This window comes from Pseudomonas sp. R5(2019) (genome assembly GCF_009905435.1).
Classification (GTDB): domain Bacteria; phylum Pseudomonadota; class Gammaproteobacteria; order Pseudomonadales; family Pseudomonadaceae; genus Aquipseudomonas.
Genome location: NZ_JAAAMT010000069.1, coordinates 1 through 24,516, shown reverse-complemented (window position 1 = coordinate 24,516; position 24,516 = coordinate 1). Strand labels below are relative to the sequence as shown.

General features: G+C 62.5%; 19 protein-coding genes and 1 pseudogene. 8 read left to right on the top strand and 12 right to left on the bottom strand.

Features of this window, described 5'->3' with window-relative positions:
- The first annotated feature begins 515 nt into the window (after positions 1-515).
- The 4 genes from GUY40_RS26310 to GUY40_RS26295 are packed head-to-tail and all read left to right on the top strand — an operon-like array spanning position 516 to position 5,658.
- Entirely contained in the window at positions 516-1,421 is a 906-nt protein-coding gene (locus tag GUY40_RS26310) for a cation diffusion facilitator family transporter (protein WP_178117983.1), read from the top strand.
- A 40-nt stretch (positions 1,422-1,461) separates the two neighbouring features.
- Entirely contained in the window at positions 1,462-2,826 is a 1,365-nt protein-coding gene (locus GUY40_RS26305) for a glutamine synthetase family protein (RefSeq protein ID WP_166571829.1), read from the top strand.
- A 23-nt stretch (positions 2,827-2,849) separates the two neighbouring features.
- On the top strand, positions 2,850-4,133 hold the full coding sequence (locus tag GUY40_RS26300) for an FAD-binding oxidoreductase (protein WP_166571828.1): 1,284 nt from the start codon (positions 2,850-2,852) through the stop codon (positions 4,131-4,133).
- A 25-nt stretch (positions 4,134-4,158) separates the two neighbouring features.
- Positions 4,159-5,658, top strand: coding sequence for an aldehyde dehydrogenase (locus GUY40_RS26295; protein WP_166571827.1), 1,500 nt, complete (start codon positions 4,159-4,161; stop codon positions 5,656-5,658).
- Positions 5,659-5,782: 124 nt separating this feature from the next.
- Here GUY40_RS26295 and GUY40_RS26290 read toward each other — a convergent pair whose 3' ends face one another.
- The 12 genes and pseudogenes from GUY40_RS26290 to GUY40_RS26240 all read right to left on the bottom strand — a co-directional run bounded on the left by GUY40_RS26290 (position 5,783) and on the right by GUY40_RS26240 (position 19,418).
- Complete coding sequence (locus GUY40_RS26290) at positions 5,783-6,496, bottom strand: amidotransferase (protein ID WP_166571826.1); 714 nt, start codon at positions 6,494-6,496, stop codon at positions 5,783-5,785.
- 124 nt (positions 6,497-6,620) lie between these two features.
- Positions 6,621-7,580 (bottom strand): PDR/VanB family oxidoreductase, encoded by a 960-nt coding sequence (locus GUY40_RS26285; protein ID WP_218585477.1) that lies wholly within the window; start codon positions 7,578-7,580, stop codon positions 6,621-6,623.
- Entirely contained in the window at positions 7,577-8,608 is a 1,032-nt protein-coding gene (locus GUY40_RS26280) for an aromatic ring-hydroxylating dioxygenase subunit alpha (protein WP_166571825.1), read from the bottom strand. Before GUY40_RS26280 ends, GUY40_RS26285 begins: the two co-directional genes overlap by 4 nt.
- A gap of 26 nt (positions 8,609-8,634) precedes the next feature.
- On the bottom strand, positions 8,635-9,450 hold the full coding sequence (locus tag GUY40_RS26275; RefSeq protein ID WP_166571824.1) for an SDR family NAD(P)-dependent oxidoreductase: 816 nt from the start codon (positions 9,448-9,450) through the stop codon (positions 8,635-8,637).
- Between the two features lie 27 nt (positions 9,451-9,477).
- The gene (locus GUY40_RS28080; RefSeq protein ID WP_218585476.1) at positions 9,478-9,891 is read right to left on the bottom strand and encodes a VOC family protein; all 414 of its coding nucleotides are present in this window, start codon (positions 9,889-9,891) and stop codon (positions 9,478-9,480) included.
- A 22-nt stretch (positions 9,892-9,913) separates the two neighbouring features.
- The gene (locus GUY40_RS26270) at positions 9,914-10,981 is read right to left on the bottom strand and encodes a C45 family peptidase (RefSeq protein ID WP_218585475.1); all 1,068 of its coding nucleotides are present in this window, start codon (positions 10,979-10,981) and stop codon (positions 9,914-9,916) included.
- On the bottom strand, positions 10,978-11,814 hold the full coding sequence (locus tag GUY40_RS26265; protein ID WP_166571823.1) for a polysaccharide deacetylase: 837 nt from the start codon (positions 11,812-11,814) through the stop codon (positions 10,978-10,980). Before GUY40_RS26265 ends, GUY40_RS26270 begins: the two co-directional genes overlap by 4 nt.
- Positions 11,815-11,868: 54 nt before the next feature.
- On the bottom strand, positions 11,869-13,281 hold the full coding sequence (locus GUY40_RS26260) for an APC family permease (RefSeq protein ID WP_166571822.1): 1,413 nt from the start codon (positions 13,279-13,281) through the stop codon (positions 11,869-11,871).
- 408 nt (positions 13,282-13,689) lie between these two features.
- Complete coding sequence (locus GUY40_RS26255) at positions 13,690-14,730, bottom strand: SCO family protein (protein WP_166571821.1); 1,041 nt, start codon at positions 14,728-14,730, stop codon at positions 13,690-13,692.
- Between the two features lie 82 nt (positions 14,731-14,812).
- The gene (locus GUY40_RS26250) at positions 14,813-18,256 is read right to left on the bottom strand and encodes an Ig-like domain-containing protein (protein ID WP_166571831.1); all 3,444 of its coding nucleotides are present in this window, start codon (positions 18,254-18,256) and stop codon (positions 14,813-14,815) included.
- Between the two features lie 497 nt (positions 18,257-18,753).
- A pseudogene (locus GUY40_RS26245) lies at positions 18,754-18,918 on the bottom strand (IS630 family transposase); the annotation flags it as partial.
- A gap of 32 nt (positions 18,919-18,950) precedes the next feature.
- Complete coding sequence (locus GUY40_RS26240; protein ID WP_166571820.1) at positions 18,951-19,418, bottom strand: Lrp/AsnC family transcriptional regulator; 468 nt, start codon at positions 19,416-19,418, stop codon at positions 18,951-18,953.
- 442 nt (positions 19,419-19,860) lie between these two features.
- Here GUY40_RS26240 and GUY40_RS26235 point away from each other — a divergent pair, with 442 nt between their 5' ends.
- The 4 genes from GUY40_RS26235 to GUY40_RS26220 all read left to right on the top strand — a co-directional run bounded on the left by GUY40_RS26235 (position 19,861) and on the right by GUY40_RS26220 (position 24,259).
- On the top strand, positions 19,861-20,823 hold the full coding sequence (locus tag GUY40_RS26235) for a DUF2931 family protein (protein WP_306092864.1): 963 nt from the start codon (positions 19,861-19,863) through the stop codon (positions 20,821-20,823).
- A gap of 43 nt (positions 20,824-20,866) precedes the next feature.
- On the top strand, positions 20,867-21,517 hold the full coding sequence (locus tag GUY40_RS26230) for a DUF2931 family protein (RefSeq protein WP_166571819.1): 651 nt from the start codon (positions 20,867-20,869) through the stop codon (positions 21,515-21,517).
- Between the two features lie 85 nt (positions 21,518-21,602).
- Positions 21,603-22,028 (top strand): DUF2946 domain-containing protein, encoded by a 426-nt coding sequence (locus GUY40_RS26225; protein ID WP_166571818.1) that lies wholly within the window; start codon positions 21,603-21,605, stop codon positions 22,026-22,028.
- A 65-nt stretch (positions 22,029-22,093) separates the two neighbouring features.
- Entirely contained in the window at positions 22,094-24,259 is a 2,166-nt protein-coding gene (locus tag GUY40_RS26220) for a TonB-dependent siderophore receptor (protein ID WP_166571817.1), read from the top strand.
- The last annotated feature ends 257 nt before the right edge of the window (positions 24,260-24,516 follow it).

Below are 24,516 nucleotides of genomic sequence, written 5' to 3'. Positions count from 1 at the left end.
GTGATATCTACGACAAGCCCTGGGAGTGCGGGCGGTTTCGGAATCGCCGGGGCCGCTTCGCAGCCCATCGCGGCCAGGTCCGCTCCTACATGGATTTCGGCGGTTCATCCCTTAACTGACTGGCATTTGGGGCAAGCCTTGCTCCCACGCCGATCTCCATTCACGCCGATATTGAGCAGTGGGCTTTTGACCTTGTGGGAGGCTTGCTCGCGATAGCACCGGCGCGGCCTCAGCATTTTGCGCCAATCGCTGCGTCTCAGCGTTTAAGATTTCTGTCGCCTTTACTGGCCTCATCGCGAGCAAGCTTTGCTCACACAGGTGTACGCCGCAGCTTTTGTGGACGCTGTAGGAGCAGGGCTTGCCCGCGATGCTTTCAAGAGATAAGAAGATATTGCGCATTGCGCAATGATTAGAGCCTATAACAGATTTTTTGCGCAACATAAAAGCGCATAACATATTTACATGCGCAGCTTTTAGCCCTAGGATCAAGTCCGTCTCACCCAGGGCTATCCACCATGAACATCCAAGAGCGTGAACAACGCCTGCTCAAAGTCTCCATTCTGATCACCGCGCTCATGGCAGCGACCGGGATCGGTGTCGGCCTTTATTGCCGCTCGCAATCAATCGTGTTCGACGGTTTGTTCAACGCCATCGATTCGAGCATGGCGTTCCTCTCCCTGCTGGTCGCGCGCTTGCTGAGCAAGGGCGTCGGGCGGCGTTTCCAGAGTGGTTACTGGCACTTCGAGCCGCTGGCCCTGGCGCTTAACGGCAGTGTCTTGCTGATGCTCTGTGCCTACGCCTTCGTCAACGCCTTGAGCGCACTGCTGCAAGGCGGTCACCCGCTGGTCTTCGATGCCGCGATTGTCTACACCGCTGTAACCGCTGTTGCCTGTGCAGTCATGTACCAGTACGTGCGCCGGGGTAATCGCCAGGTGCAGTCGGAGCTGATCGCGCTGGACATCGAAAGCTGGCGCATGTCGTTTTCCATCACCGCCGCGCTGCTGGTGGCGTTTGTCTGCGGCTATGCCCTGCAGGGCGGCCCCTATGCCTTTATCGCCCCGTACATCGACCCCGGCATTCTGGTCGTGCTGGCCCTGGTGCTGATGCCCGGCCCGGCCAGGACCGTGTTCAAGGCGGTCGGCCAATTGCTCAAGATCACCCCCAGCGAACTGGACAGTGAGGTCGCCGCGCTGCTGCAGCGCATGAGCCAGCGCTACGGCTTCGAGGCCTTCAGCCACAGCGCGCTGGAGGTCGGGCGCGGCCTGTTCGTGGAGATCCATATCGTCTTGCCCGACGCGATGAATGCCTGGCCGGTCCATGCGCTGGACCAGGTCCGTGGCGAGATCGCCGCCGGCATCGGCCGTGAAGGCCCCAACCGCTGGATCAGCATCGGCTTTACCCGCGACAGGCGCTGGCTATGACCCTGTCGATCACCTTGTCCATGGCCCTGTGAGAACAACAATGAAATTTGCAGCCTTAGAAGATGCCCAGAATTTTCTGGCCGACAACCCCGATATCGACATGATCGAGCTGTTTATCCTCGACGCCAACGGCGTGCCCCGGGGCAAGTTGCTGCACCGCGACGAGTTGCTGGCGGTCTATGAAAGCGGTCGCCCGCTGCCCAGCACCATCCTCGGCCTGACGCTGCAGGGGGACGACGTGGAAAACTCCGGGCTGGTCTGGGAAGTCGGCGATATCGACTGCCGCGCCTACCCTCTGGAAGGCAGCCTGGTGCGCTTGCCGTGGCGCAAGATCCCCACCGCCGCGGTGCAGGTCAGCATGCACCCGGAGCAAGGCATGCCAGCCAGCATCGCCGACCCGCGGCACCTGTTGATCAAGGTCATCAACGGTCTGAACGCCGCCGGCTACTACCCGGTCATGGCCTGTGAGCTGGAGTTCTACCTGCTCGACGCCAAACGCGACGGCAACGGCCGCCCGCAACCGGCGCTGGATGCCGACGGTGGCCGCCCGCGCCAGACCCAGGTGTATGGCCTGCGTGAGCTGGAGCAGATCGAACCGTTTCTCGCCGACCTCTACGCTGCCTGCAAACTGCACGGCATTCCGGCGCGTACGGCGATCTCCGAATACGCCCCGGGCCAGGTGGAAATCACCCTCGAACACGGCGACGCCCTGCAAGCCATGGACCAGGCCGTGCGCTACAAGCGCCTGGTCAAGGCTATCGCTCACCAGCACGGCATGCAGGCAACCTTTATGGCCAAGCCGTTCGACGACCTGGCGGGCACTGGCATGCACATGCACGTCAGCATTGCCGACGCCGAAGGCCGCAACCTGTTCGCCTCGGATGACCCGGCCGGTACCCCGCTGCTGCGCCAGGCCGTGGGCGGCATGCTCGCCTCGCTGCTCGATTCGCTGCTGTTGTTCTGCCCCACCGCCAATTCCTACCGACGCTTCCAGGCCAACAGCTACGCACCGCTGGCGCCGACCTGGGGGGTCGACAACCGCACCGTCAGCCTGCGCGTACCGGGTGGGCCGGCCAACAGCCGACATATCGAGCACCGTATCTGCGGCGCCGACGCCAACCCGTACCTGGCCGCGGCGGCGATTCTGGCCGGTATCCATCGCGGCATCCGCGAAAACATCGACCCTGGCGCACCGGTCGAGGGTAACGGTTATGCGCAAGCCACCGAGCTGCTGCCCACCGACTGGCTGACCTCCCTCACCGCCCTGGAGAACTCCGCCTGGGCCCGTGATGCACTGGGCAGCGAATTCCTCGGTGTGTACCTCGCGGTCAAGCGCGCCGAATACCGGCAGTTCATGAGCGAGGTGGGTGAACAGGATTGGCGCTGGTACCTGACCCAGGCATGAACCCGATGACACAGGTGACAGACATGACACAGCGCTGCAATTCCTATTACACCGCAACCCTGCACCAGGAAACCGACTACCCGACCTTCAAGGGCCGGGTGGCGGTGGACGTGGTCATCATCGGCGGTGGTTTTACCGGCGTCGCCACTGCCGTGGAACTGGCGGAAAAAGGCCTCAAGGTCGCCCTCGTCGAAAGCCACAAGATCGGCTGGGGCGCCACGGGGCGCAATGGCGGACAAGTCACCGGCAGCCTGTCGGGCGACGAAGCGATGCGCAAACAGATGCGCCGCACCTTGGGCAATGAGGTCGATGAATTTATCTGGCACCTGCGCTGGCGCGGGCACGAGATCATCAAGGCACGGGTCGAGAAATACGGCATCGCCTGCGACCTCAAGCACGGTCACTTGCACGCGGCGTACAAGCCCAGCCATCTGGACGGCTTGCGCCACGACTATGACGAAGCGGTGCGGCGCGGCATGGCCGCCGACGTCAGCCTGCTTGACCGCAGCCAGGTCCGCGACCTGCTGGAAAGCGAGCTCTATCACGGCGCCATCAAGAACACTCGCAACATGCACCTGCACCCGCTCAACCTGTGCATCGGCGAGGCGCGCGCGGCAGAGAGCCTGGGCGCGCTGATCTTTGAAAACAGCGAAGTGTTGGAGATTATTCACGGCGCCAATCCCGGTGTACGCACCGCGCATGGGCAGATCGATGCCAAGCAAGTGCTGCTGGCCGGCGATGTGTACCACAAGCTGGAGCCGGCCAAACTCAAGGGCAAGATCTTTCCGGCCATGGGTGGCATTGTCACCACCGCGCCGCTGGGCGAGCTGGCCTCGCGGATCAACCGCGAAGACCTGGCCGTCTACGACTGCCGCTTTGTGCTCGATTACTACCGCATGACGGCCGACGGTCGCCTGCTGTTTGGCGGTGGCGCCAACTACAGCGGCAAGGACTCGCGCGACATCGCCGCCGAGCTGCGGCCGTGCATCGAGCGCACCTTCCCGGCGCTCAAGGGCGTGGCCATCGACTTCCAGTGGAGCTGCGCGATGGGCATCGTCATCAACCGCATCCCGCAACTGGGCAAGCTCTCGGACAACGTCTGGTACTGCCAGGGCTACTCCGGGCATGGCATCGCCACCACCCACATCATGGGCGAGATCATGGGCCGAGCCATCACCGGCCAACTGGAGCAGTTCGACACCTTCGCCGCCTGCCAGCACATTCGCGTGCCCATGGGCGATGTGCTCGGCAACCCGATGCTGGCCGCCGGCATGTGGTACTACCAACTGCTCGAGCGGCTGCGCTGAGCCCCACCTTTTACAGGACACCAACATGACTCAAGCCACTCGAGCCGCGTGGGAACAACGCGCGGCCGACCTTATGCCTGAAACCCGGGCCTTTATCGCCGGCCGCTACCAACCGGCGGCCAGCGGCGCCACCTTCGACTGCATCAGCCCCATCGACGGCCGCTCGCTCGGCCAGGTTGCCAGCTGCGCCGACGCCGACGCCGACGCCGAGCTTGCTGTCGTTGATGCTCGCCGCACCTTTGAATCAGGGGTCTGGTCGCGGTTGGCGCCGGTCAAGCGCAAAGCCGTGATGATCCGTTTCGCCGCGTTGATCGAGGCTCACGCCGAGGAGCTCGCGCTGCTCGAAACCCTCGACATGGGCAAGCCGATCAATGACGCCCTGAACGTAGACCTGCCGGGCGCCGCGCGGGCAATCCGCTGGTACGGCGAGGCCATCGACAAGGTCTATGACGAAGTTGCCACGACCGCTCACGACGAACTCGGGCTGGTCACCCGCGAGCCGGTCGGCGTGGTCGCCGCCATCGTGCCGTGGAACTTCCCGTTGGTCATGGCCTGCTGGAAACTGGGGCCTGCGCTGGCGGCCGGAAACTCGGTGATCCTCAAGCCTTCGGAAAAGTCCCCGCTGACCGCGATTCGCCTGGCGCAACTGGCGCTCGACGCCGGCCTGCCGGCCGGGGTATTGAACGTGCTGCCAGGCTTTGGCCATACCGTGGGCAAGGCGCTGGCGCTGCACATGGACGTGGATACGCTGGTGTTTACCGGCTCGACCCGGATCGCCAAGCAACTGATGGTCTACGCCGGCGAATCGAACATGAAGCGCGTGTGGCTGGAAGCGGGCGGCAAAAGCCCGCACATCATCTTTGCCGATACCGCCGACCTTGCGGCAGCGGCTGCCGCTGCTGCCAGTGCGATTGCCTTCAACCAGGGCGAGGTCTGCACCGCCGGCTCACGGTTGCTGGTAGAACGCTCGATCAAGGCGCGCTTCATGCCGCTGCTGATCGAGGCCTTGGGCCAGTGGAAACCCGGGCATCCGCTGGACCCGGCCACCCGCGTTGGAGCGCTGGTGGACCGCCAGCAACTGGAAACGGTGCTCGGCTATATCCAGGCCGGCCACGACCAGGGCGCGACGCTGGTGGCCGGTGGCAACCGGGTGTTGGAAGACACCGGCGGCGTGTTCGTTGAGCCAACGGTGTTCGATGAGGTGAACAACCGCATGCGCATTGCCCAGGAGGAAATCTTCGGCCCAGTGTTGTCCGTGATCAGCTTCGACACCCCCGAGCAAGCCGTGCAGATTGCCAACGACAGCCCCTTTGGCCTGGCGGCGGGGGTCTGGACCTCGGACCTGTCCAGGGCCCACCTCACCGCCAAGGCCCTGCGTGCCGGCAGCGTCTGGGTTAACCAGTACGATGGCGGCGACATGACCGCGCCTTTTGGGGGGTTCAAGCAATCCGGGAACGGGCGGGACAAGTCGCTGCATGCGCTGGATAAGTACACCGAGCTGAAAGCTACCTGGATCAAGCTGTAAGGTAAGCCCTCGGGGGCCGTTTCACGGCCCATCGCGGCCAGGTCCGCTCCTACACGCGGTCAATTGTAGGAGCGGCGGTCCGGCGTCCCGGCCTGGCCGCGATGGGGCGCGAAGCGGCCCCCGCTCAGCTGCGACGCTGCATTACAAACTGCAGCATCCATTGCGCAATCAGCGCTCCATCATGCCCCTGCTGTACGGTCGCGGTCGCGGCGCTGTACAGGTCTTCACCGTAGCCTTCGCGTCGCAGGTCGAGAAGATCCTGCGCATAGCCTTCGACAAACTCCGGGTGCCCCTGGAAGCACAACACTTGCTCGCCAATGCTGAACGCCGCCACTGGGCAGAATAGGCTGCTGGCGAGCAGTTGCGCGCCGTCGGGCAAGGCGCTGACCTGGTCCTGGTGCGACACCAGCAAGGCAAAGTCGGCACGCGGCGGGGTCATCCACGGCTGCGGTTCGAGGCACTGATAACGGTGTACGCCCAGGCCCCAGCCTTGAGCCGCCCGGCCGCACTCGCCGCCCAGCAATAGCGCCAGCAGTTGATGCCCGAAGCAAATCCCGAGCAGCGTGTCGCCGCGCTGATAACGCTCGAGCAGAAACGTGCGCAGCACGTTGATCCAGCCCTGCTGGCCAAACGCATCGGCCTTGCTGCCCGTCACCAGGTAGGCATCGAACGTCTGACCTTCAGAAGGATATTCGCCGTCCACCACGTTGAACACGGCAAAACTCGCCGGCACTGGCTGGCGAGCGAACAGTTGCTGGAACAGGTGGCCGTAGCTTTGGTAACGGCCCACCAGTTCGGGCCGCAGGTGGTCGGTTTCGAGAATGCAGATGGAAAGCATGGGGGCAGAAAAATCCTGAATGGGCAAGCGAGGGGAAATTCTGGAGAGGGTGTTGAGGCAATTCGCGGATGAATCCGCTCCCACATGTTGTGGGAGCGGATTCATCCGCGAAGCTTCTAAGGCCTTACAAATCCAACAGCAAGGTCGCGGTCCTGGCCCGTGAAACACAGACCATCATCACGTTGTTACGCGCTCGCTCGCTGTCGGTGAGGAGCATGTCGCGGTGGTCGATGACGCCGTCGAGCACGCGGGTTTCGCACATGCCGCACACGCCCTGCTCGCAGGACGACGGCACATCCACGCCGTTTTCACGCAGTGCGGCCATGACCGAGCAATGGGTCGGCACGTCGATTTCCTTGCCGCTGCGGGCGAGGATGACTTTCAGGTCGCCCTCGCCTGCCACCACCGGCAAGGGCGCTGCGCTGAAGCGTTCCAGGTGCAGACGCTGGCCGAGTTCCTCGGCGTCGAACCGGGCTGTCAGGGCATCGAGCAGCACACCCGGGCCGCAGCTGTAAGTCTCGGCACCCGCCGCCGCACGGGCAGCGATGCGCTCCAGGTCGAGCAGGCCGAACTCGTCGGCCGGCAGCACTTCAACCTGCTCGCCCGCATGCGCCAGCAAGCGTTCGAGAAAGGCCATGGAGCGCCGCGAACGGCCGCCATAGACCAGGTGCCACGGCACGCCAGCGCGCTCGGCAGCGAGGATCATTGGCAAAATCGGCGTAATGCCGATGCCGCCTGCGACAAACTGATAAGCCGCCGCCGGCGCCAACGGGAAGGCGTTGCGCGGCGTGCCAATTCGAATCTGCATGCCCACGCGCAGACTGTCGTGCACCTCGCGCGAACCGCCACGGCCCTTCTCTTCTCGCAGCACCGCAATGCGCAGGTAACGCGCTTCCTGCGGATCGCCGCACAGCGAGTACTGGCGGGTGGTGCCCGAAGGCAGGTGCACATCGATGTGCGCCCCCGCCTCCCAGCCCGGCAAAGGCTGATCGCCCAGCGCCTGCAGTTCGAGGGACATCACGCCCTCGGCCTCCAGGCGCATGGCGCTGATCAGCACCTGCATGCCTTCGCCTGCGCGGTTCATGCTACGCCTCGTTGCCCCTGGGGCACGGCGACCACTTCCGGCACGGCGCGCTCCATGAACTCGCGGAACGCCCGGCGGTAGTTGAGGGTGAACAGGTCGGCCGGCACCGAGTGCTCGACAAATACCCCATCCCAGTCGATTTCACGCGGGTAAATGCCCGCGGCAATCGGCATGTCTTCCAGGTAGACCATTTCTTCGATCCGCAGGTTTTCCTGCAGGTCCGCACCGGTGAAGTCGCGGGCGTTGGCCACGCCCCAGAAAATCTTCACGTCGTCATAGGCCATTGGCGACGGGAAGCCCGCGACGATGCGCTTGCCCAAGCGTTCGTAGTCGTAGGTGATGCTGGCCAGGCCCGGCGCTGCGCAGTGATAGAACATTATGCAATCACCGTCGTTGGCCCACTCGCCTTCGCCGGCGTCCAGCGGCCGTTCCATCACCACGTCGAGGCCTTCGCGGCGGACTTTCAGGGGTTCGACCACCTGCGGGGTCGGGCCCATGGAGACGTGGTGCACGAATGGGAAGTGGGCGACGTCACGGAAGTTCTCGATCGCCACCGCCACGCCGGTCGGCGAATGCAGCGGCTCGGCGGCCAGCCACTCGAACTCGATGCCTTTCCACTGTTCCGGGTCGTAGAGCGCTTGAACCGGGTCTTCCAATACCGTCCAGACGTGAGCAAAGCGCTCGATCACAGGATAAGTCTTGATCGACGCCTGCGGTGGGATCTTGCATTGATCCGCCAGCGACGGCACATGGCTGCACTTGCCGTCCTCGGCGTCGAAGCGCCAGCCGTGGTAGGGGCAGGCGATGCTTTCGCCATGGACCTTGCCCAGGGCAAAGTCGGCGCCCCGGTGCGGGCAACGGGCATCCTGCACCACGGCCTGGCCGGACTCGGTGCGGTACACCACCAGGCGCTCGCCGAGCAAGGTCGCCGACTGCGGCGTGGCCAGATCAACGGAGCGCGCAACAGGGAACCACTGGCGGCGCATGGCGGCTTCAGCACGTTGGCGCTGGGTCATTTTCTCGGTCATGTTCTTGTCCTCATCAAGCCTTGTTCTTAGATACCGACTACCAACGCACCACCGTTTACCGCCAGCACTTGCCCGGTGATAAAGGCCGCTTCGTCGCTGGCCAGAAACGCCACCGCCGCCGCGATTTCTTCCGGGTGCACCAGGCGCCCGAGGGGGATATTGGCCTTTTCGCCTTCGACGTATTCGTCCGGCACCATGCGGGTCAGGATCGCCCCGGGGGTGATGGCGTTGAACAGAATCCCCTGCCCCACGAACTCCTTGGCCATGGTTTTCATCAGGCCCAGCTGCGCGGTCTTGGAGACCATGTAGGCGTAGGAGTGGCCGTCCGGCACCTGGCCCCACTGGGAGTTGATGAAAATCACCCGCGGCGCCTTGCTCTGGCGCAGGGCCGGCAACGCGGCACGGGTCAGGTACAACGGTGCATGCACGTTGATCGCCAGCAACTGGTTGAAGTTGTCGTCGTCGGTCTCTTCAAGGCCGGTCAGCGAATACATCATCCCGGCGTTGTGAACGAGGATGTCGAGCTGGCCGAAGTGTTCGACCGCTTGCGCGATCAGGCTTTCGGCGTTGGCCCGGGTGGTGATGTCGCAGGCAATGGCAATGGCCTTGCCACCGGCCGCAACGATGTCGGCGGCGGTGGCGCGGGCCACGTCGGCGTCGATGTCGTTGACAATCACGCTGGCGCCACGGGCGGCCAGCAGGCGCGCATGGGCACGGCCGGCACCGCGCCCGGCGCCGGTGATCAGGGCCACGCGGCCGGTGAATTTCTGGGCCTCAGGGGCAAGGTCGAGCACGCTTTGCGGGGCGATGCGGGCCTGCTCGGCAGAGAGGGAAACGGTCATGGGTTGTTCTCCAGAAATCGACTGGTTTCAGACTTTGTGCGGTTCGGTGACGTAGAGCATGTTGCCGTCCGGGTCGAACATCGGGCGGTAACGGTAGTGAGTACCGCTCGGGTGCTGCCATTCGATCGGCTGGTCGGTCACCCACTGCACCTTGCCCTCCAGGTAGGCGATGGCTTCATCCAGGTTCTCCACCTCAAAGGCGAAGGAGTCGAAGCCCGGCGCGTCTTCCAGGTTGATGGCGGTACGGCGCTCGACCTTCAGGGTGCTTTCGGTGTGGAACAGGTACAGGGTCAGGTTGCCGGTATCGATGGCCGCCCAACGCTCTTCGGCGACATAAGGCAGGAAGAAACCCAGGCCCAAAGTGCCGTGGTAGAAGTCCACCAGGCGCTGGACGTTGTGGGTGAGGATGTCCATGTTGTCGACGCGTTTGAGTTTCAGCATGGCAAAGGCTCCTTGGCCGTGATCAATGAGAATGTTGGGCGGTATGGGCACAAGGCCCGCCTGCCAGGGCGTTGAGGGTGCCGGCGGCGACGTCGATGGCCACCGTGACAAGGGTCTGGTACTGGTCGGCGCTGCTGTTCGGGTCCGGGTGGCAGCAGACTGCACCGGTGCTGCCCAGGTGGCTGTTCATCGCCTCGGTGATCGCGGCCACGTTGAGGTCGCGACGGTTTTGCAGGCGCCGGGTCAGCACGTGATGGCGCAGCAGGGTGTCGGGGTAGACGCCCCATTCGGTATCGCCCCGGGCGGCCCTGGCATCGAGGAAATGGTTGGTGTGCACCAGCAAGCCGTCGGCACCGGGGAACACGAACGCCGGGCCTTCGGGGTAGATTTCCACCGAGATCGCGGCCGCTTCACCGGCCTTGGAGGCCAGCACGGTCAGGGAACTTGAGGCGGAGAAATCCGCGCCGGCCAGCAGCTGCAGGGCGTCATTGATGTCGCGCTGGCTGTCGAGCATCCAGCGCGCGGCCACGTGCACCGGCACACCCATGCGCTGGCCGTCGAGGGCGTGGTGGAGGATGTTGAAATGCACACCCAGGCCACGGTTGTTGACGCCGATCTTGCCGACGATGCCGTACTCGGTGACGGTGGTGGTGAAGCGCCCGTCGGCATGAGGGATTTCCCACACCAGCCATTGGCTGGCGAACTGCGAATACCAGTCCCAGGTTTGCACCGTGATCGGCGCCGGCAGCGCCGGGTCGACGAAGGCTACGGTGGAGCATTCGCCGCGCAGTTTGACGCTGAGGAAGGCGAGGATTTCAGTGCGGGCATTGATGGCACCGATTTCCCGCGCATCCACCCCGCTGCCCTCGGCCATGCCAAGGATTTCAGTGTGCAGCGGCGCTGCGAAAGCGGCGATTTGCGCCAGGGCTTCGCTGCCCAGTTGCAGCAGGTCGACCGCGCCGCCCGCCGTGCGCTGGAACAAGCCGCGGTAGGCTTCGACCGAGGCACGGATCTGCGCCGCGTGGCACTCGCCAAATTCGCGGCCACGCCCGTGCGGGTCGGTGACGGTTGAGCGGAAGGTGTAGGTCATCGTGCGTTCTCCAGGTAAGGCTTCACATGCCGCGCCACCTCATCCAGGCGGGCGAACCAGACGTCGCCGTCGCTGACCAGGCGCTCGACAAAGCGCTCCAGTTGCGCGAAGCGCGCGGCGCGGCCGATCACTTCAGGGTGCATCGTGAAGGTGGTGTGGCGGCCCTCGCGGCGGGCCGATTCGTACTCGGCCAGCCAGACATCGGTGAGGGTTTTGGGGTGGGTGTAGTTGCCGCCGTTGTCGATGCTCCAGCCGAACATCGGCCAGTCGTCCAGCGACCAGTGCACCGGCAGCTCAACGATCGAGCGGCCGTTCCAGGTTTCGATGTAGGGGCGGTCGTCGCCCATGCAGCTGGAGTCGTAGGCAAAGCCGTTGTCGATCACAAGGTCGAAGGTCTCCGGCGTCAGCTCCCAGGACGAGGAGCGATAACCGGCCGGCTTCGGTGCGCTGGCCTTGGCCAGGGCTTCCAGGCCGCGCTGCATTTCTTCGATTTGTTGCTCGACCGAGACCTTGTCGCTGCGCAGGTGCATATGGCCGTGGTGGCCGATTTCATGGCCCTGTTCCAGCAGTTGGTCGATCAGCCCCGGGTGCTGCTCGGCGGTATAGCCGGGCACGAAAAACGAGGCCTTGATCTGGTGTCGGGCCAACAGTTCGAGGATCCGTGGCAGGCCACGGGTAACGCTGAACCGGCCTTCCGACAGGCTGGTCAGCCGGCGCGCGAAGGTGGGGCTGTCACCCAGAAAACCGGCCTCGGCGTCCACGTCAAACGTCAGGGAGACGGCCACAGGGCTGCGGTTCGGCCAGGCGAGGCCAAATGAGTTATCAATGCTCATGGGGGTTCCTTTGCCAGTTGCGGTGAAACGAAACGGGGGATGTTCAGGGGCTGTTCAGTGGCTGCCGGCCGGTAGCGGATGGGCTCGGTCCTGCCAGCGGCGCAGGCGGAACATCACTTGGGAGATGGCCAGCACGCCGATGGCGATGCCGACTTCCTTGAAGCTGCCGTAGCCGGTGATCGAGGCGCTGGTGACGCCGACGATCAGGATCAAGCCGTCGAACACGACCAGGGCCGAGGCGATGGCGATCCAGCGGCGTGGCAGGCGGATGGGCCGTGGCGTGTCAGGCTGGTCTTTGCGCAGGATCATGAAGCCGCTCACCGCCAACAAATGCGCCAACACATAACCGACGTTACCGGCGACGATGACCGCCAGCGCGTTACCGACAAACAGCACCAGTGCCACGTTGATCGCCAGTTGCACGGTCACGGCCCGGGCCGGTACGCCATTGCGATTGAGGATGCCGAACTGGCGCACCGTCAGGCCGTCCCGCGAGCTCTGGTACAGCGCACGGGCCGCATCCGCAGTGCCCATCACCGAGAGCACCAGGATGCCGGCGATCAACACCACGGTGATCGCCGCAGCGCCAGTGCCCAGCAGCGCCAGGGCGCCAGCCTGCAGAAAGCCGTTGGGGTGCTCGGCCAGGCCTTGCTCGCCCAGCAGGCCGGCCAGCCCCAGCGGGGTCAGGGTAAACACCAGCAGCAGGATCAAGGCCGATACGCGCAGCGCCTTGCGGGTGTCGCCCACGGTGTCGCGGTATTCAGGGATAAAGGAGGCGGCGGCTTCGACGGCGTAGGCCGACCAGGCCATCACGAACAACCAGGCCAGCACGGTGCGCAGCCCTTCCATACCCGCCGGAATGCGCCAGGTGAAGGTGTCGCTGCTCCACAGCGGGGAGGCGAACGCGCCACTGCCGAAAATCACCACCGGAATCATCAACAGCACCCCGGCCAGGGTGATCAGAATCATGGTAAAGCGCAGCTCGATCATGCTCAGCGCCCACGACAACAGCGCCACGCCCAGGGCGATCAGCTGGGGCAAATCCAGCTGGATCAGGCCCAGGTCCAACACATAGGTTGCATTGGGCCAGAACTGCTCGGTGACGATCTGCGAGACCGCCAGCCCCCAGATGGCCGGGGCCGTGGCCCAGGCGAACCAGTAAGCGTAAGTGGCCAATGGGCCAAGCGAGGGAAAGCGCTTGCGCCAGGCTTCGTTGGCGTACAGCGCAATGCCGCCGGATTTGTGGCTGAACATCGCGCCCATTTCCGAGTACACCCAGTTATGCAGCGCCGCCACCACGGCAATGGTGGCCCACAACGCCACGGCCGCCCAGGCGCCAATGGCGCCCATTGAATACCCCAGGCCCACAAACAGCGCGGCGGGCAAGCTCAGGGTGATGGCAACGCCATCCCACCATCGAATCGTTTTCTCGAAACCGTGCTCAACACCGCTGGTGCTCTCGCTCATGACGCTCACCTCATCCGCTTTATTTTTGTAACAGCTTGCGATGGGTCAATATTAATCATCTTTCTTGCGCAAAATCACTATTTATTTCGCATTATCTTGCGCAATGCGTAGCATGAGTCGCACATTGATACGCAATGCTTTGCAAAATCGCAGGCGCGCCAAAGCAGTGCGCAGGCGCACACACCTTCAAGGACGGGGGTTGGCAGGCGGCGAGCGTCAGCCCCCGCGCCTCAAGACAGGGCGCCGGGCGTGTCGCAATCAGATAGGTAGTGTGGCGCGCAAATCGGGTGGCGGCGCCCGGACGACGTGCAATGGTGGCACTGTATGCGTCAGGCGCCAGGCGATACGGGCAACGACCAGCAGCAACAGACTACTTGCCAAAGCCTTGTCTCACTCGTAATGGCTAGCTTACTCCCCCTGGCGCTGGTGGCCTTGAGAGGCGTGATGATCCGGATTATGCGACTCGCCATGCGCCTCGTGAGCTACGGGCGCAAGAGGTTGTAGCCGATTGGTCTCCTCCTCCAGGTAAGCGAGTAGAGCGGTGACCTCGACCTCGCCCAAACGCAGATTCGGCATCGCCAAGCGGTTGTATTGTTCATACAACTGCATGGCCAAGGGGTCCTTTTCCGCCAGCATCCGATCCGGCTCCTTGATCCAGCGCGTGAGCCATACCGGATCACGTTGTCGGGTCACCCCGAGCAAATCCGGACCAATGCTGCGCATCCCGGCGTGCTCGGTATCGCCGAGCGTATGGCAGGAGGAGCAGCGCGTCCGATAGATTTGCTCGCCAGCGCTGGGCGTGCGCACGCTAGGGGCGTCGGCATTTTTGTTCGTATGGGTGCTCGCCAGCTTCCAGTTGTGCAGGCTGTTGCCTAGCCGGTCTGCCAGGATGTAGGGATTCTCGAAGGGCGAAGCCTTCATCCAGCGCCCGGTGCTCTGGTTGCCAATGATCAAGCTCAGGTTGTGATCCTTGGTTTGACCATCGTCGACGCCCTCGATGAACAGGCCGAGCCTTTGCCGCAACAAAGTGATATCGGCTTTCTGGCCGGTCAAAAACTGCCAGCCGGGTCCGGTCTTGAATTTCTCGGTATATTGCTTGAGCACCGCTGGCGTATCGGTCTGCGGGTCGATGCTGATCGAATAGAAGAACACATCGCGACCGACCCGCTCGCCGAGCAGCTGCTGCACCTGTCGCAGGCGCGCGGTTTCCAGTGGGCAAGAGTCGGTACAGGAGGTGAAGATGAAGTTGATCGCCACCACCTTGTCCTTGATCAGGTCATCGAAGAAGTGCACCGTCTGGCCATCCTGGGTGACCAGGGGAATGTTGGGAAAGTAGTCGCGCCCCCAAGCCTGGGGAGGGTCGTTTTCGCCAGTAGCCGCTGCCGACCACTGCGCGGCACACAAGGTAAGCAACAGCAGAAAGCGGGTGAACACGGTTGTGCTTATCATGGTTTGCATCCTGTGCAGGTGACTGCCCCATGCCTTGCGCTTCAGGTGACGATCTGTGGCCTGAAGCGCAAGGTGAAGCAGGTCAGCGGACCGAGATCGGTACCGTGATCGACTGGCCGAAAGACGATTTGATCGTCACGGTCGGGTTCGGCGACGGTCCATTGCCGGTGGTGTTGACCGAGATCCGCCAGCGGGCACCGGTAGCCGTCGCGCTGAGTGTCGCCGTGCCAAGGCTCAGCGGCCCACCCGTGGTCGCTGCCGTGACCGTGATGGTGTTGCCGGTTACCCGCGAAGTCGTCCCAACCAGACTCCAGGTATAACGGTTGTTGCGTCGTGCGACGACCGTGGCGCTGGTCACCTTCAGGTCTTCGCTAACAGCTGCCGGGGTGACCGAAATGCTCACGGTGGCGGGCGTTGCCGAGACACCGCCCGACGCATCGCGGGCCTCATAGGTGAAGGTCGCAGTGAGCGGCTCGGCTACTGTGGCCGGTGGCGTGTAGATCACGCTGGTGCCGTCGGTGCTGACACTGCCCCGGCCAGAGTCCGGCTGACTCAGGCTGACGACTGTGAGCGGCACGTTGTTGTCAGGGTCGCTGTCGTTGGCCAGCACGTTGAGGGTAACCGCCACACCGGCAGTGGTGCTGGCGTTATCGGCCTTGGCTACTGGCAACTGATTGTCACCCTCACCCTCACCATCGCCATCGCCGTCGCCGTCGCCGTCGCCATCGCCCTCACCATCGCCGTCGCCGGCGCGGAAGGTGGGGAGCGCCGCGGAACTCACGTATTCCACGCCGTCCCAGCTTGGCAGCGGCGTTGGCATCAGCTCGAACTGGCCGGGGTGTTCGACGTCCCAGCGCAGCAACATCGACGTGTCCTCGTGCTGAGTGTTGTGGCAGTGCTCCATGAAGGTGCCGGCAAACTCGCGGAATCGGATAGCCACCTCGACCTCTTTGGAGCTGTCCACCTCCGGTCCAATGCGGTAAACGTCCTTGCGCGCCCACTTCTCCCAGTCCGGCGGCGCCTTGCCATCGCGGCTGAGAATGACCCCTTCCTCAAAGTGCACATGCACTGGATGGCTCCAGCCATCGCCGCCATTCTCGAGCTTCCACACTTCGAGGGTGCCGTCGCCGCTGAAGCCAGCATCCGTTGGACCATTGGCCAACTGGGGCGCCGCACTGATCCGGCGTGGGTCCATGGAATAGCCGGAGCCACCGTCGGTCTTGATGGTCCAGGGCTCGAAATCGGTACCATTGGAGCGACCAAATTCAAAGCTGCGGTGCCGTGCCAGCTTGAGCTTGGCCTGGTCGTCAGCGTTGTCGCGGTTGATGGTCAACGGGATCATGGACTTGCCGGCCGCCTTGCCGGGTTTGGCCGGTTCATAGGCCGTCGGGTCCATGCTCAGGTCCTGGCCAGCGTAGGATTTGACGTTCAGTTGCAAGAACTTGCCGACCACTGGGTCGCCGTTGTCCCATTTCGGCCCTTTGCTGGTCTGCTTGAGCACCGCCTTGTATTTTTCAGACAGCACGTCAGCCAGTGATAGCTGGTCTTTCTCCGGGCCCTTGCCGGTCTTGTGCTCCATCAAGTTGACGAAATACAGCTTGTCCCCGGTCTTGATCCCATGCTTGGCGAAATTGATGATGATGTCATAGCGTTCGGCGATGGCTTGGGTTGGCAGGATGCCGTGGTTGTCCTTGAGGTCGCCATCGTGGTCCAGGTCCAGGCTGCCGTCGAAGGGTACGGTATGTTCCATGATGTTGCCGTCGTTGGCGATCATGTGGAAGGGCACCCGGTCGTAGGACACGCCAGAGCCTTTCGGACCGGAAAATTCGCCGCCAGTGCCCTTGATTTCGCGGACCACCGCCAGCTTGAAGAAGCGCGAGATCGAGCCATTGAGAATGCGAAAGCGATAGCTGCGTGCCCGCACGTTCAGGTAGGGCTGGTACTGCCAGTTGACCGTCATCTGATCGCCGAGGAAGCCGTCGGTGTTGAACGGGTTGAACCACAATTGGCCGTTCTGGTCCCAGGCCTTGTCGGCGAGTACCAGGTTGACGTCATAGTCACGGTTACCCCAGGGCAATGCCGAGCCACTGGGCAGGCGCAGGTTGACACCGTCCTCGAGCGCCTCGTTGCCGCGATCGATCGCGCTGTAGTAATTCATCATCGCGGCGTTGCCCTTGTAGACGTTCTGCGCGGTGAAGTCGAACATATGGTCGTGGAACCAATGGGTGCTCATGGTTTCACGCCAGTCGCCGCGGATCTTGATGCTGCCGTTTTCACAGGTCTTGAGACCGGGAGTGGCATCGTTGACGAAGAGCGTTTCTCCCGGCGAGCAGGGGAACGCCGCCCTTGGGTCTTGCGCCTTGGTATTGATGGTGTCATAGCCGGCCAGTTGCAACGGCCAGCGATAATCGTAGTACTGACCCGGGAAGAAGAAGGCATTGGCAAAGCCATCGCTTTCGGCCGGGGTGTGGCCGTTGTGCTCGTGGGTACTGAGGGTGTGCAGGCCAAAGCCGCCGTTCGCTGCGGGATCGATGGGCAGGGCGTTATAGTGGCGCATGAGCAGCGCTTGCCCGTAGCGCACCATCAACAGTTTGGGCGGCAGCGTGCCATCGAAGGTCCACACCGAGTTGTGATTCTGCACCGGCATGTTCGGGTGCAAGCGGATGCCGATGCCCTTGGTGGTGCCTTCGGTGGCCGGGATGCCGGCGGTGTTGTGGTAGAGCCCGTTGGGGCCGAACTCACCCTTGGTGTAGCCGTGCATCTGTTTGTTGTCGCGCAGGCCCAGGTTGCTCCGCGCACCGGCTTGCGCGGTCTTGAGCGCGGCCTGGGGGTAGAACTCGTTCCAGCGCTGGTGTGACCAGCCTTTTCCCGGTGGCCGCCCTTCGGCCGGTGAACCCACCGGGTGACGGTTGAGGAAGGCTTCGATCTGCGCCTTCCAGGGGTTGCGGTCCAACACGTTGGAAAACTGCGTCGGGAACGGGGTCAGCCCCGGTTGGCGCAGGAAGGCTTCCAGCGCCGTGCCCGAAGGGCCACTGCGGGCGACGATGTTCGGGTCCTGGCCAGGGGCGGGACCCAGGGTGGGGACCGGGAAGGTTATTTCTGCCGGCGGGGTCGTCGGATCGAGTTTCTCCGGGCCGAACTCCTCGAACAGCAACAGTTGCTGGGTATAGGGTTGGGCCCCGAACAGCGGGCTTGGCTTGCCATTGGTAGGGAAGTTGAACGAGGTCTGCAGCGCCGGGGGCAGGACGTTCTCGGCACGTGGAGTGGTTCGGTCACCGAAACCGCCGTTGGGCAGGGCAAGTGCACCACGGTTGGTATCCGGCAGCGTTTCCAGTGCTTGCAGCGCGGCCTCGGGGTCGGCAGGCGGATCGGTAAAGGCCGAGGGGTCGGTCGGCGGTGGCGGGCCAAAATCATCGAGAGGTACCGCACTCACGTTGGCCAAGCCGAATGTGACCAGCAGTGCAGTCGCGATGCCCGAGCGCCGGAAAAGGTTGGTCAATAACTTCACCGGCGGATTGTTTTTCATCATTTTTACCTCGCTCCTGTGCAGCTTCACCAGCCACGCCCGACCGAAAATGGCACTTTGCCGCTTCGCTTTAGCAATCAGCAAAAGCCACGCCAAACGTTGGGAAATATGCAAAATTTAAAAAGCCGCCGGTAATCAATCGGTTGGCCGTTGACTTTGCTGTTGAAGGGTAACGAGTCAATTTTCAGTGGGGGTAGTTCCCCATTTCCGGGGTTTTCCGATCACAAGCTTTCCCCATTTCCGGGAGGGTGCTGAGCCGGTGTAAGCCATCGCTTACGCCGGCTTAGGCTATCGCCCACTGGCTAAGCGGGTTGGCCCTGCAATATCACTCTTGTGTTGACGGACCGACACTGGCTGACAAGGCTGACAGTCAGGGAAATCGCAGGAGAGCGATGCATCAGGACGATGACCCAATGGAAATGGAATCAGTAGAAAAAACGGCGCGACGTCCATCCCGCCGTTTTTTTTTCGTCTGCAGAAAGCCGACACCCCCACACATGGCGTTTGTAGTCATGCGTGCGAATCACCGGTTGCCCAAATGTGAGCGGCAAGCCCGGTTGCGTCCGGTTCAAGGCCTGGATCTGGCTTTTCTCGTCGACGCATAACGCCAGGGCCCTGTCGGGTGGGTTCAGGTATAGGCCGACGATATCCTGAACTTTATCGACGATAGGTAGCTAACTTCTGAGACACCACACTAGAGGTCGAGCTCTCCGCCCGGGATCGTGAAACGGATCTTGTGCACTTTGACTTCCTGCATCATGCGCACTTCTTCAATCCCCGGCAGTGAGCGAATGCGCTGTTTCAGCTGCCAGAGGCTGTCATTGTCACGGCACAGCACCTGCACGCAGATGTCGGCGGTGCCCATGGTGGTGGACAGGTAGCTGATCTCGGTCCAGCGCCCAAGGGTGTCGACCACCCGTTCGTGGTCCTGGGGGCTGACGTTGACGAACAGCAGCGCCAGCTTGGCATCCCCAAGCTTGGCCGGGTTGGTGAAGGCCAGGATCTGCAGGATGCCGTGGTCCTGCATGCGCTTGACCCGCGTGCGCACCGTGGCCTCGGGCACCGACAGATTGCGCGCCACTTCGCGGAACGCGCGGCGACCGTCTTCCTGCAGCTCACGGACGATTTCCAGGTCCAGAGGATCTAGGGATGACATTGGCATGATGGGCTCTCGATGGCAGCGCCCGGCAGGCGCAAAAGCCTGACGGGCAAAAAAGCCTAGGCTAGCAGGCTTGTCGCAGCGTTTCGAGGGCCCTCGGCACCCCGACTGTGGTGAATGCGCGTGTAGGAGCCGAGCTTGCTCGCGATGCAGGCGACGCGGTGTATCAGATACACCGCGGTGATGCCATCGCAGGCAAGCCTCAATGCCAGTCAGTTAAGGCGAGATCCATGTAGGAGCGGACCTGGCCGCGATGGGCTGCGAAGCGGCCCCGGCGATTCTGAAACCGCCCGCACTCCCAGGGCTTGTCGTAGATATCACCGGCCTCGGGGGCTGCTGCGCAGCCCATCGCGGCCAGGTCCGCTCCTACAAGGGTTGCGTCGTTCAGTTACTTAACTGACTGGCATTGAGGCAAGCCTGGCTCCTACAGAGGATCCGTCATCCCATGGTGCACGAACCTCGCCCTACAAACACGACCAGCGCTGGCAATGCTCAGCAAGTTCCCGCTGGATATTTTTCCGGGCCTGCAACCGGGAAGTCCAATCAAGTCAAACCTGATTTGGGAAATTTCCTCCTCGCCCACCGGAACGGTCCACTGTATCTGACGCCCCGCTTGCCTCTCTACTGGAGATTCTTCTATGGGAGGCAAGCGATATGTTTACTGCTGCTCACTGGAATGCGGCAAAGGATTGGCGCAACAGCAGCACAAATATTGTTTTCATTAATCGACCGGCTCCTGGCTCGAGAGCCGCCCATCTCAATGAGTAAGCGACTAGCGGCTATCCCGATTCTTGCAGCGCTGATCACCGGCTGTGCCAATAAGCCGCTGCCATACGACGCCTGGTGGCTGGGGTTTGGAGCGCCGAACTACATGGAAGTCTGGATCGAAACGGCGGATGTTGTCGACGTTCAGGGCCATTTGTTCACACGCGCCATGAGCGGAACATCGGCAATTCAGACACCACCCGATAATCAGGGAGATCCAAGGGGCTGGACTAAGCGACCAGGGTCGGGAAAAGGCAAGTTCGTCTACGGTGCGGACTTACCCAAGACAATTTATGTGCGCTGGCAGTCCATCGCCGAACCGCAGGTTTATCGGGTTCTTATTGATATTCCGGAGAGTGTCCGCACAGAAATGGTGAAGGGAGAGAGAGCGTATTGCATGGCTCGCGAGATATGGAAAACAGATTATCGCAAAGGTGTAGTGATCCATTTGGCTCCCGGCGGCATAGCCAAGGTCTGGGTATCCGGACCTTGCCTGGAAGCCATCGAGGTCGGACGGTTCGAGGGCGAAGTGGTAACCGCTGGCCCACGCGCAGAGTACGGCAATAACCACTACATGATTGACCTCGACCCAGAGTCCAAAGCCTACATCAAAAAATTTGGCATCCCCTTCGACTCCTGGTAACCGTTCAATCGATCGGGTGACGGTTCGAGGGTGGTTCTCCCTAATGAATAAAGCCCGAATAGCGCTTCTGCTGACAACCATTTTCATAGGAGGCTGCGGTCATAAAAAACTACCATACGACGCATGGTGGTTGGGATTCGCAGCCCCAAATTATATGGAAGTATGGATTGAAACAGCGGATGTAGTTGATGCCCAAGGCCGACTTTTCCGGCGCGCAATGAGTGGTGGATCGGCTATCCAGACGCCGCCACACAACGAGGGAAACCCGCGCGGCTGGCCAAAAGAACCAGGATGGGGAAAGGGAAAGTTCGTTTACGGGGCTGATCTGCCCAAGAATCTTTACGTTCGCTGGCAGTCGCTTGCCGAACCACAGGTCTATCGTGTTTTCATCGATATACCCGAGAACAAGCGCGCAGCAATGTTAAAGGGCGAACGGGCATACTGCATGGCGCGAGAAGCCTGGATGACTGACTACAGAAAAGGACTGGCGATTCATCTTGCGCCGGGAGGGATTGCAAAGGTCTGGCTGGCCGGGCCTTGCTTGACTCCCATCGAAGTCGGGCGTTTTGTTGGTGAGATCGTTCCTCAAGGCCCCCATCTGGGCAAGGCCGTCGACGGGAAGTTTGCCCGGCCGCCCAACGAAGCCTCTCGTGCCTACATAGAAAAATTCGGCATCCCCTTCGATTCCTGGTAGCGGTAGGAAAGACATAGCAAAATCGCGGCAATTCGCCACCCTCCCGGCTAGTGCACCCCTCATTTGAGTGCTAGAGTCGCCGGCCATGAACCGCGCCCTCCGCCCTCGCCCGTTGATTGCATGGATGCTCTACGCCAGCGTCCTGTTCACCGTGCTCGCCTGCGGGTTTCATCACGGTCAAATGAGCGGTATGAACCTGACCGTGCTGGGCAGTGACCACGGTTCGGTCAAGGCGCAACACCACGGCGCCAGCCACGCTCTCAGTCACGACAAGGGCGACCCCAGCGACCACGCCAAACACATGGCGACGCTGACGTGCCCGCTGTGCTCCTCCTTCGGCCTGGCGGTGACCCTCAACACCTCGAGCTGGGCACTGGACTATGTGCCCGGCGACGCCATCGCGCCGGTGGTCGTGCGCAGCCTTGCGCAACCCCCGCCACGCTTCAGCTGGCCTGCCCTCAACCCCCGCGCCCCACCCTTGTCCACCGCTGCTGTGATGTTCTCGGCCTGACCGCTGCTGCCCGCCGCTTGGCGTGAGCGCGCGTGGGCTTCACCTATTTGCGTGGACGTTTGACCATGACGACAAGAAACACCTCTCTGGTGCTGCTGTTTGGCGCCTGCAATTTCGCCTGGGCGCAAGACGCGACCCTGAACTTGCCCACCAGCACCATCAACGCCGTGCAGGAGCAGCCCTCCGGTGTGCTCCTCGACCAGCCAATCAAGACCGGCTCGCGACTGGGCCTGACGTCGCGGGAAACCCCAGCCTCGGTCAGCGTCGCCGACCGGGCCATCATCGAAGAACGCGGGGCCAAAGACACTCAGGATGTCATCAACGGCATGACCGGCATCAACGCCTCGGCCAACCCCGGCTACGGCGGCTTTGTGGCTTATCGCGGCTTTACCCAGAACCAGATCACCCAGCTCTACAACGGCATCGGCATGAGCTACAGCAGCGCGACACGGCCGGTGGATGCCTGGATTTATGATCGCGTGGAGCTGATCGGTGGACCGTCCACCTTCCTCTACGGAGCAGGGGCAGTGGGCGGCTCGATCAACTACATCACCCAGTTGGCCAGCCGCGAGGAGCAATCGGTCGAAGGCCGCGTGCGCTATGGCAGCTACGATGCCTCGGAGCTGTCCCTCGGGGTTAACCATGCCCTGAGTGACGGGCCGGACCCGCATCACTTTGCCCGCCTGGATGTCAGCCATACGGGCAGCAATGGCTATATGGACCGCAATGAACGCGAGTCGACCAGCACCGCGTTCTCCCTCCTCAGTGACCTGACGCCACGGCTCAGCCATACCCTGGCTCTTGAATATCAGGAAGACAAAGAGGACAGCCCCTATTGGGGCTCACCGATTCTGAACCCGGTGGGCGACACGATGAAGATCGACAAAAGCCGGCGCTTCGAGAACTACAACGTGGCCGATAGCCGATATGAACAGCGCGTGCGCTGGCTGCGCTCGATCCTCGATTTCCAGGTGAACGAAACCACCAGCTGGCAAAACACGCTCTACCACTACGACGCCCAGCGCGATTACCGCAACCTGGAGAATTACCGCTACAACGCCGACAACAGCCAGGTCAGCCGCTTCTCCGCCTACCTGCAACGACACGATCAACAGGTGGACGGCAATCGCTTCGAACTGCGCCACGACACGCAGTTGTTCGGCCTCGCCAGCCAATGGTCGGCCGGCTTCGACTACTCCCTCAACCGGCAAACGTTGCATCCCAACAGCAAGTTTTCAAGCTCGCCCTTTGACACCATCAATGCCGACAGCTTCGACCCAGGCAGTTTTGATGACATTCCTGGCGTGAACGGCGGCCTGCAGAAGGTCCGCAAGCACGAAGTCACGACCCTGGCCGGCTTTCTGGAAAACCGCCTGGAACTGACCGAGCGCCTGTCGTTGCTGACGGGCCTGCGCTATGACCACTTGCACATGGAAGTGACCAACTACGGCGCGATCACCCCAACCAGCCCGCGGTTTTTCCAGCGCACCTGGACGCCGGTGACCGGCCGTATCGGCCTGGTCTACGCGCTGACACCGGCGGCCAATGTGTATGTGCAATACAGCACCGCCGCCGACCCACCCGCGGGCTCCCTGGCCTCGGCGACCTTCTCCCAGGCCCAGAACGCCGACCTGACCACGGGCGAGCAAGTGGAGGTCGGCAGCAAGTTCGACTTCCTCGACGGTCGCGGTGCGGCGACGGTTGCGGCCTACCAGATCGTGCGCGAGGACTTCTCTGTCACCGACCCGAACAACATCAACAACACCGTCCAGGCCGGGCAACAAACCTCCCGGGGCATCGAAGTGGCCGGCAAGCTGCACATCACCCCCCGTTTGCTGGCCGAGGCCAATTACGCCTACGTCGATGCACAGTACGACGACTTCACCGAAAACGTCGGCGGCCGGCCGGTATCGCGCAAGGGCAACACCCCGACCAACGTGCCGGATCAGGTGGCTAATGCCTGGCTCAGCTACGAAATCGACCCGGCCTGGCAAGTGGGCATGGACGCGCGCTACGTCGCCTCGGTGTACGCCAACAACGCCAACACCCTCAAAGCGCCGGCATACACCCTGTATGGCGCGTTTGCGCGGTTCAGGCTCGATGCCCATACCGCCATTACCGCGCGGGTGCGCAACCTGACCGATGAGGTGTATGCCAAACAGGCCTATGGCACGCTGTACTACCAGGGCGCGCCACGGACGTTTGAGGTGGCGGTGGATACGCGGTTCTGACAAGCCTTCAACACAAATGCTGTAGAGAGCCGAGCTTGTCGGGGTGCCGAACCGTCGCGAAACAGGCACTGAGGTCTCTTTGGCCCACCGCGCTGAATTCATCGCAGCGGTCCGGCGATCCGGCAAGCCTGGCTCCTACATCTATGGTTACCCCCTTTTCTGCAATACTGGTGTTGATGCGTGGTTGGCTTGCTTTCATCTATCCGGCGTCTGAGTGGGGGTTGTCACCCCCGCGCCCCGATGAGAATCGATGCCCG

Bases quoted from the DNA above. Each gene is read 5' to 3' on its own strand.
- GUY40_RS26300 (WP_166571828.1), top strand. From the start codon at position 2,850: ATGACACAGCGCTGCAATTCCTATTACACCGCAACCCTGCACCAGGAA.
- GUY40_RS26270 (WP_218585475.1), bottom strand. From the start codon at position 10,981: ATGACCTACACCTTCCGCTCAACCGTCACCGACCCGCACGGGCGTGGC.
- GUY40_RS26260 (WP_166571822.1), bottom strand. From the start codon at position 13,281: ATGAGCGAGAGCACCAGCGGTGTTGAGCACGGTTTCGAGAAAACGATT.
- GUY40_RS26290 (WP_166571826.1), bottom strand. From the start codon at position 6,496: ATGCTTTCCATCTGCATTCTCGAAACCGACCACCTGCGGCCCGAACTG.
- GUY40_RS28080 (WP_218585476.1), bottom strand. From the start codon at position 9,891: ATGCTGAAACTCAAACGCGTCGACAACATGGACATCCTCACCCACAAC.
- GUY40_RS26230 (WP_166571819.1), top strand. From the start codon at position 20,867: ATGAATAAAGCCCGAATAGCGCTTCTGCTGACAACCATTTTCATAGGA.
- GUY40_RS26265 (WP_166571823.1), bottom strand. From the start codon at position 11,814: ATGAGCATTGATAACTCATTTGGCCTCGCCTGGCCGAACCGCAGCCCT.
- GUY40_RS26235 (WP_306092864.1), top strand. From the start codon at position 19,861: ATGGTGCACGAACCTCGCCCTACAAACACGACCAGCGCTGGCAATGCT.
- GUY40_RS26220 (WP_166571817.1), top strand. From the start codon at position 22,094: ATGACGACAAGAAACACCTCTCTGGTGCTGCTGTTTGGCGCCTGCAAT.
- GUY40_RS26240 (WP_166571820.1), bottom strand. From the start codon at position 19,418: ATGCCAATGTCATCCCTAGATCCTCTGGACCTGGAAATCGTCCGTGAG.
- GUY40_RS26250 (WP_166571831.1), bottom strand. From the start codon at position 18,256: ATGAAAAACAATCCGCCGGTGAAGTTATTGACCAACCTTTTCCGGCGC.
- GUY40_RS26295 (WP_166571827.1), top strand. From the start codon at position 4,159: ATGACTCAAGCCACTCGAGCCGCGTGGGAACAACGCGCGGCCGACCTT.
- GUY40_RS26310 (WP_178117983.1), top strand. From the start codon at position 516: ATGAACATCCAAGAGCGTGAACAACGCCTGCTCAAAGTCTCCATTCTG.
- GUY40_RS26280 (WP_166571825.1), bottom strand. From the start codon at position 8,608: ATGACCGAGAAAATGACCCAGCGCCAACGTGCTGAAGCCGCCATGCGC.
- GUY40_RS26255 (WP_166571821.1), bottom strand. From the start codon at position 14,730: ATGATAAGCACAACCGTGTTCACCCGCTTTCTGCTGTTGCTTACCTTG.
- GUY40_RS26225 (WP_166571818.1), top strand. From the start codon at position 21,603: ATGAACCGCGCCCTCCGCCCTCGCCCGTTGATTGCATGGATGCTCTAC.
- GUY40_RS26305 (WP_166571829.1), top strand. From the start codon at position 1,462: ATGAAATTTGCAGCCTTAGAAGATGCCCAGAATTTTCTGGCCGACAAC.
- GUY40_RS26275 (WP_166571824.1), bottom strand. From the start codon at position 9,450: ATGACCGTTTCCCTCTCTGCCGAGCAGGCCCGCATCGCCCCGCAAAGC.
- GUY40_RS26285 (WP_218585477.1), bottom strand. From the start codon at position 7,580: ATGAACCGCGCAGGCGAAGGCATGCAGGTGCTGATCAGCGCCATGCGC.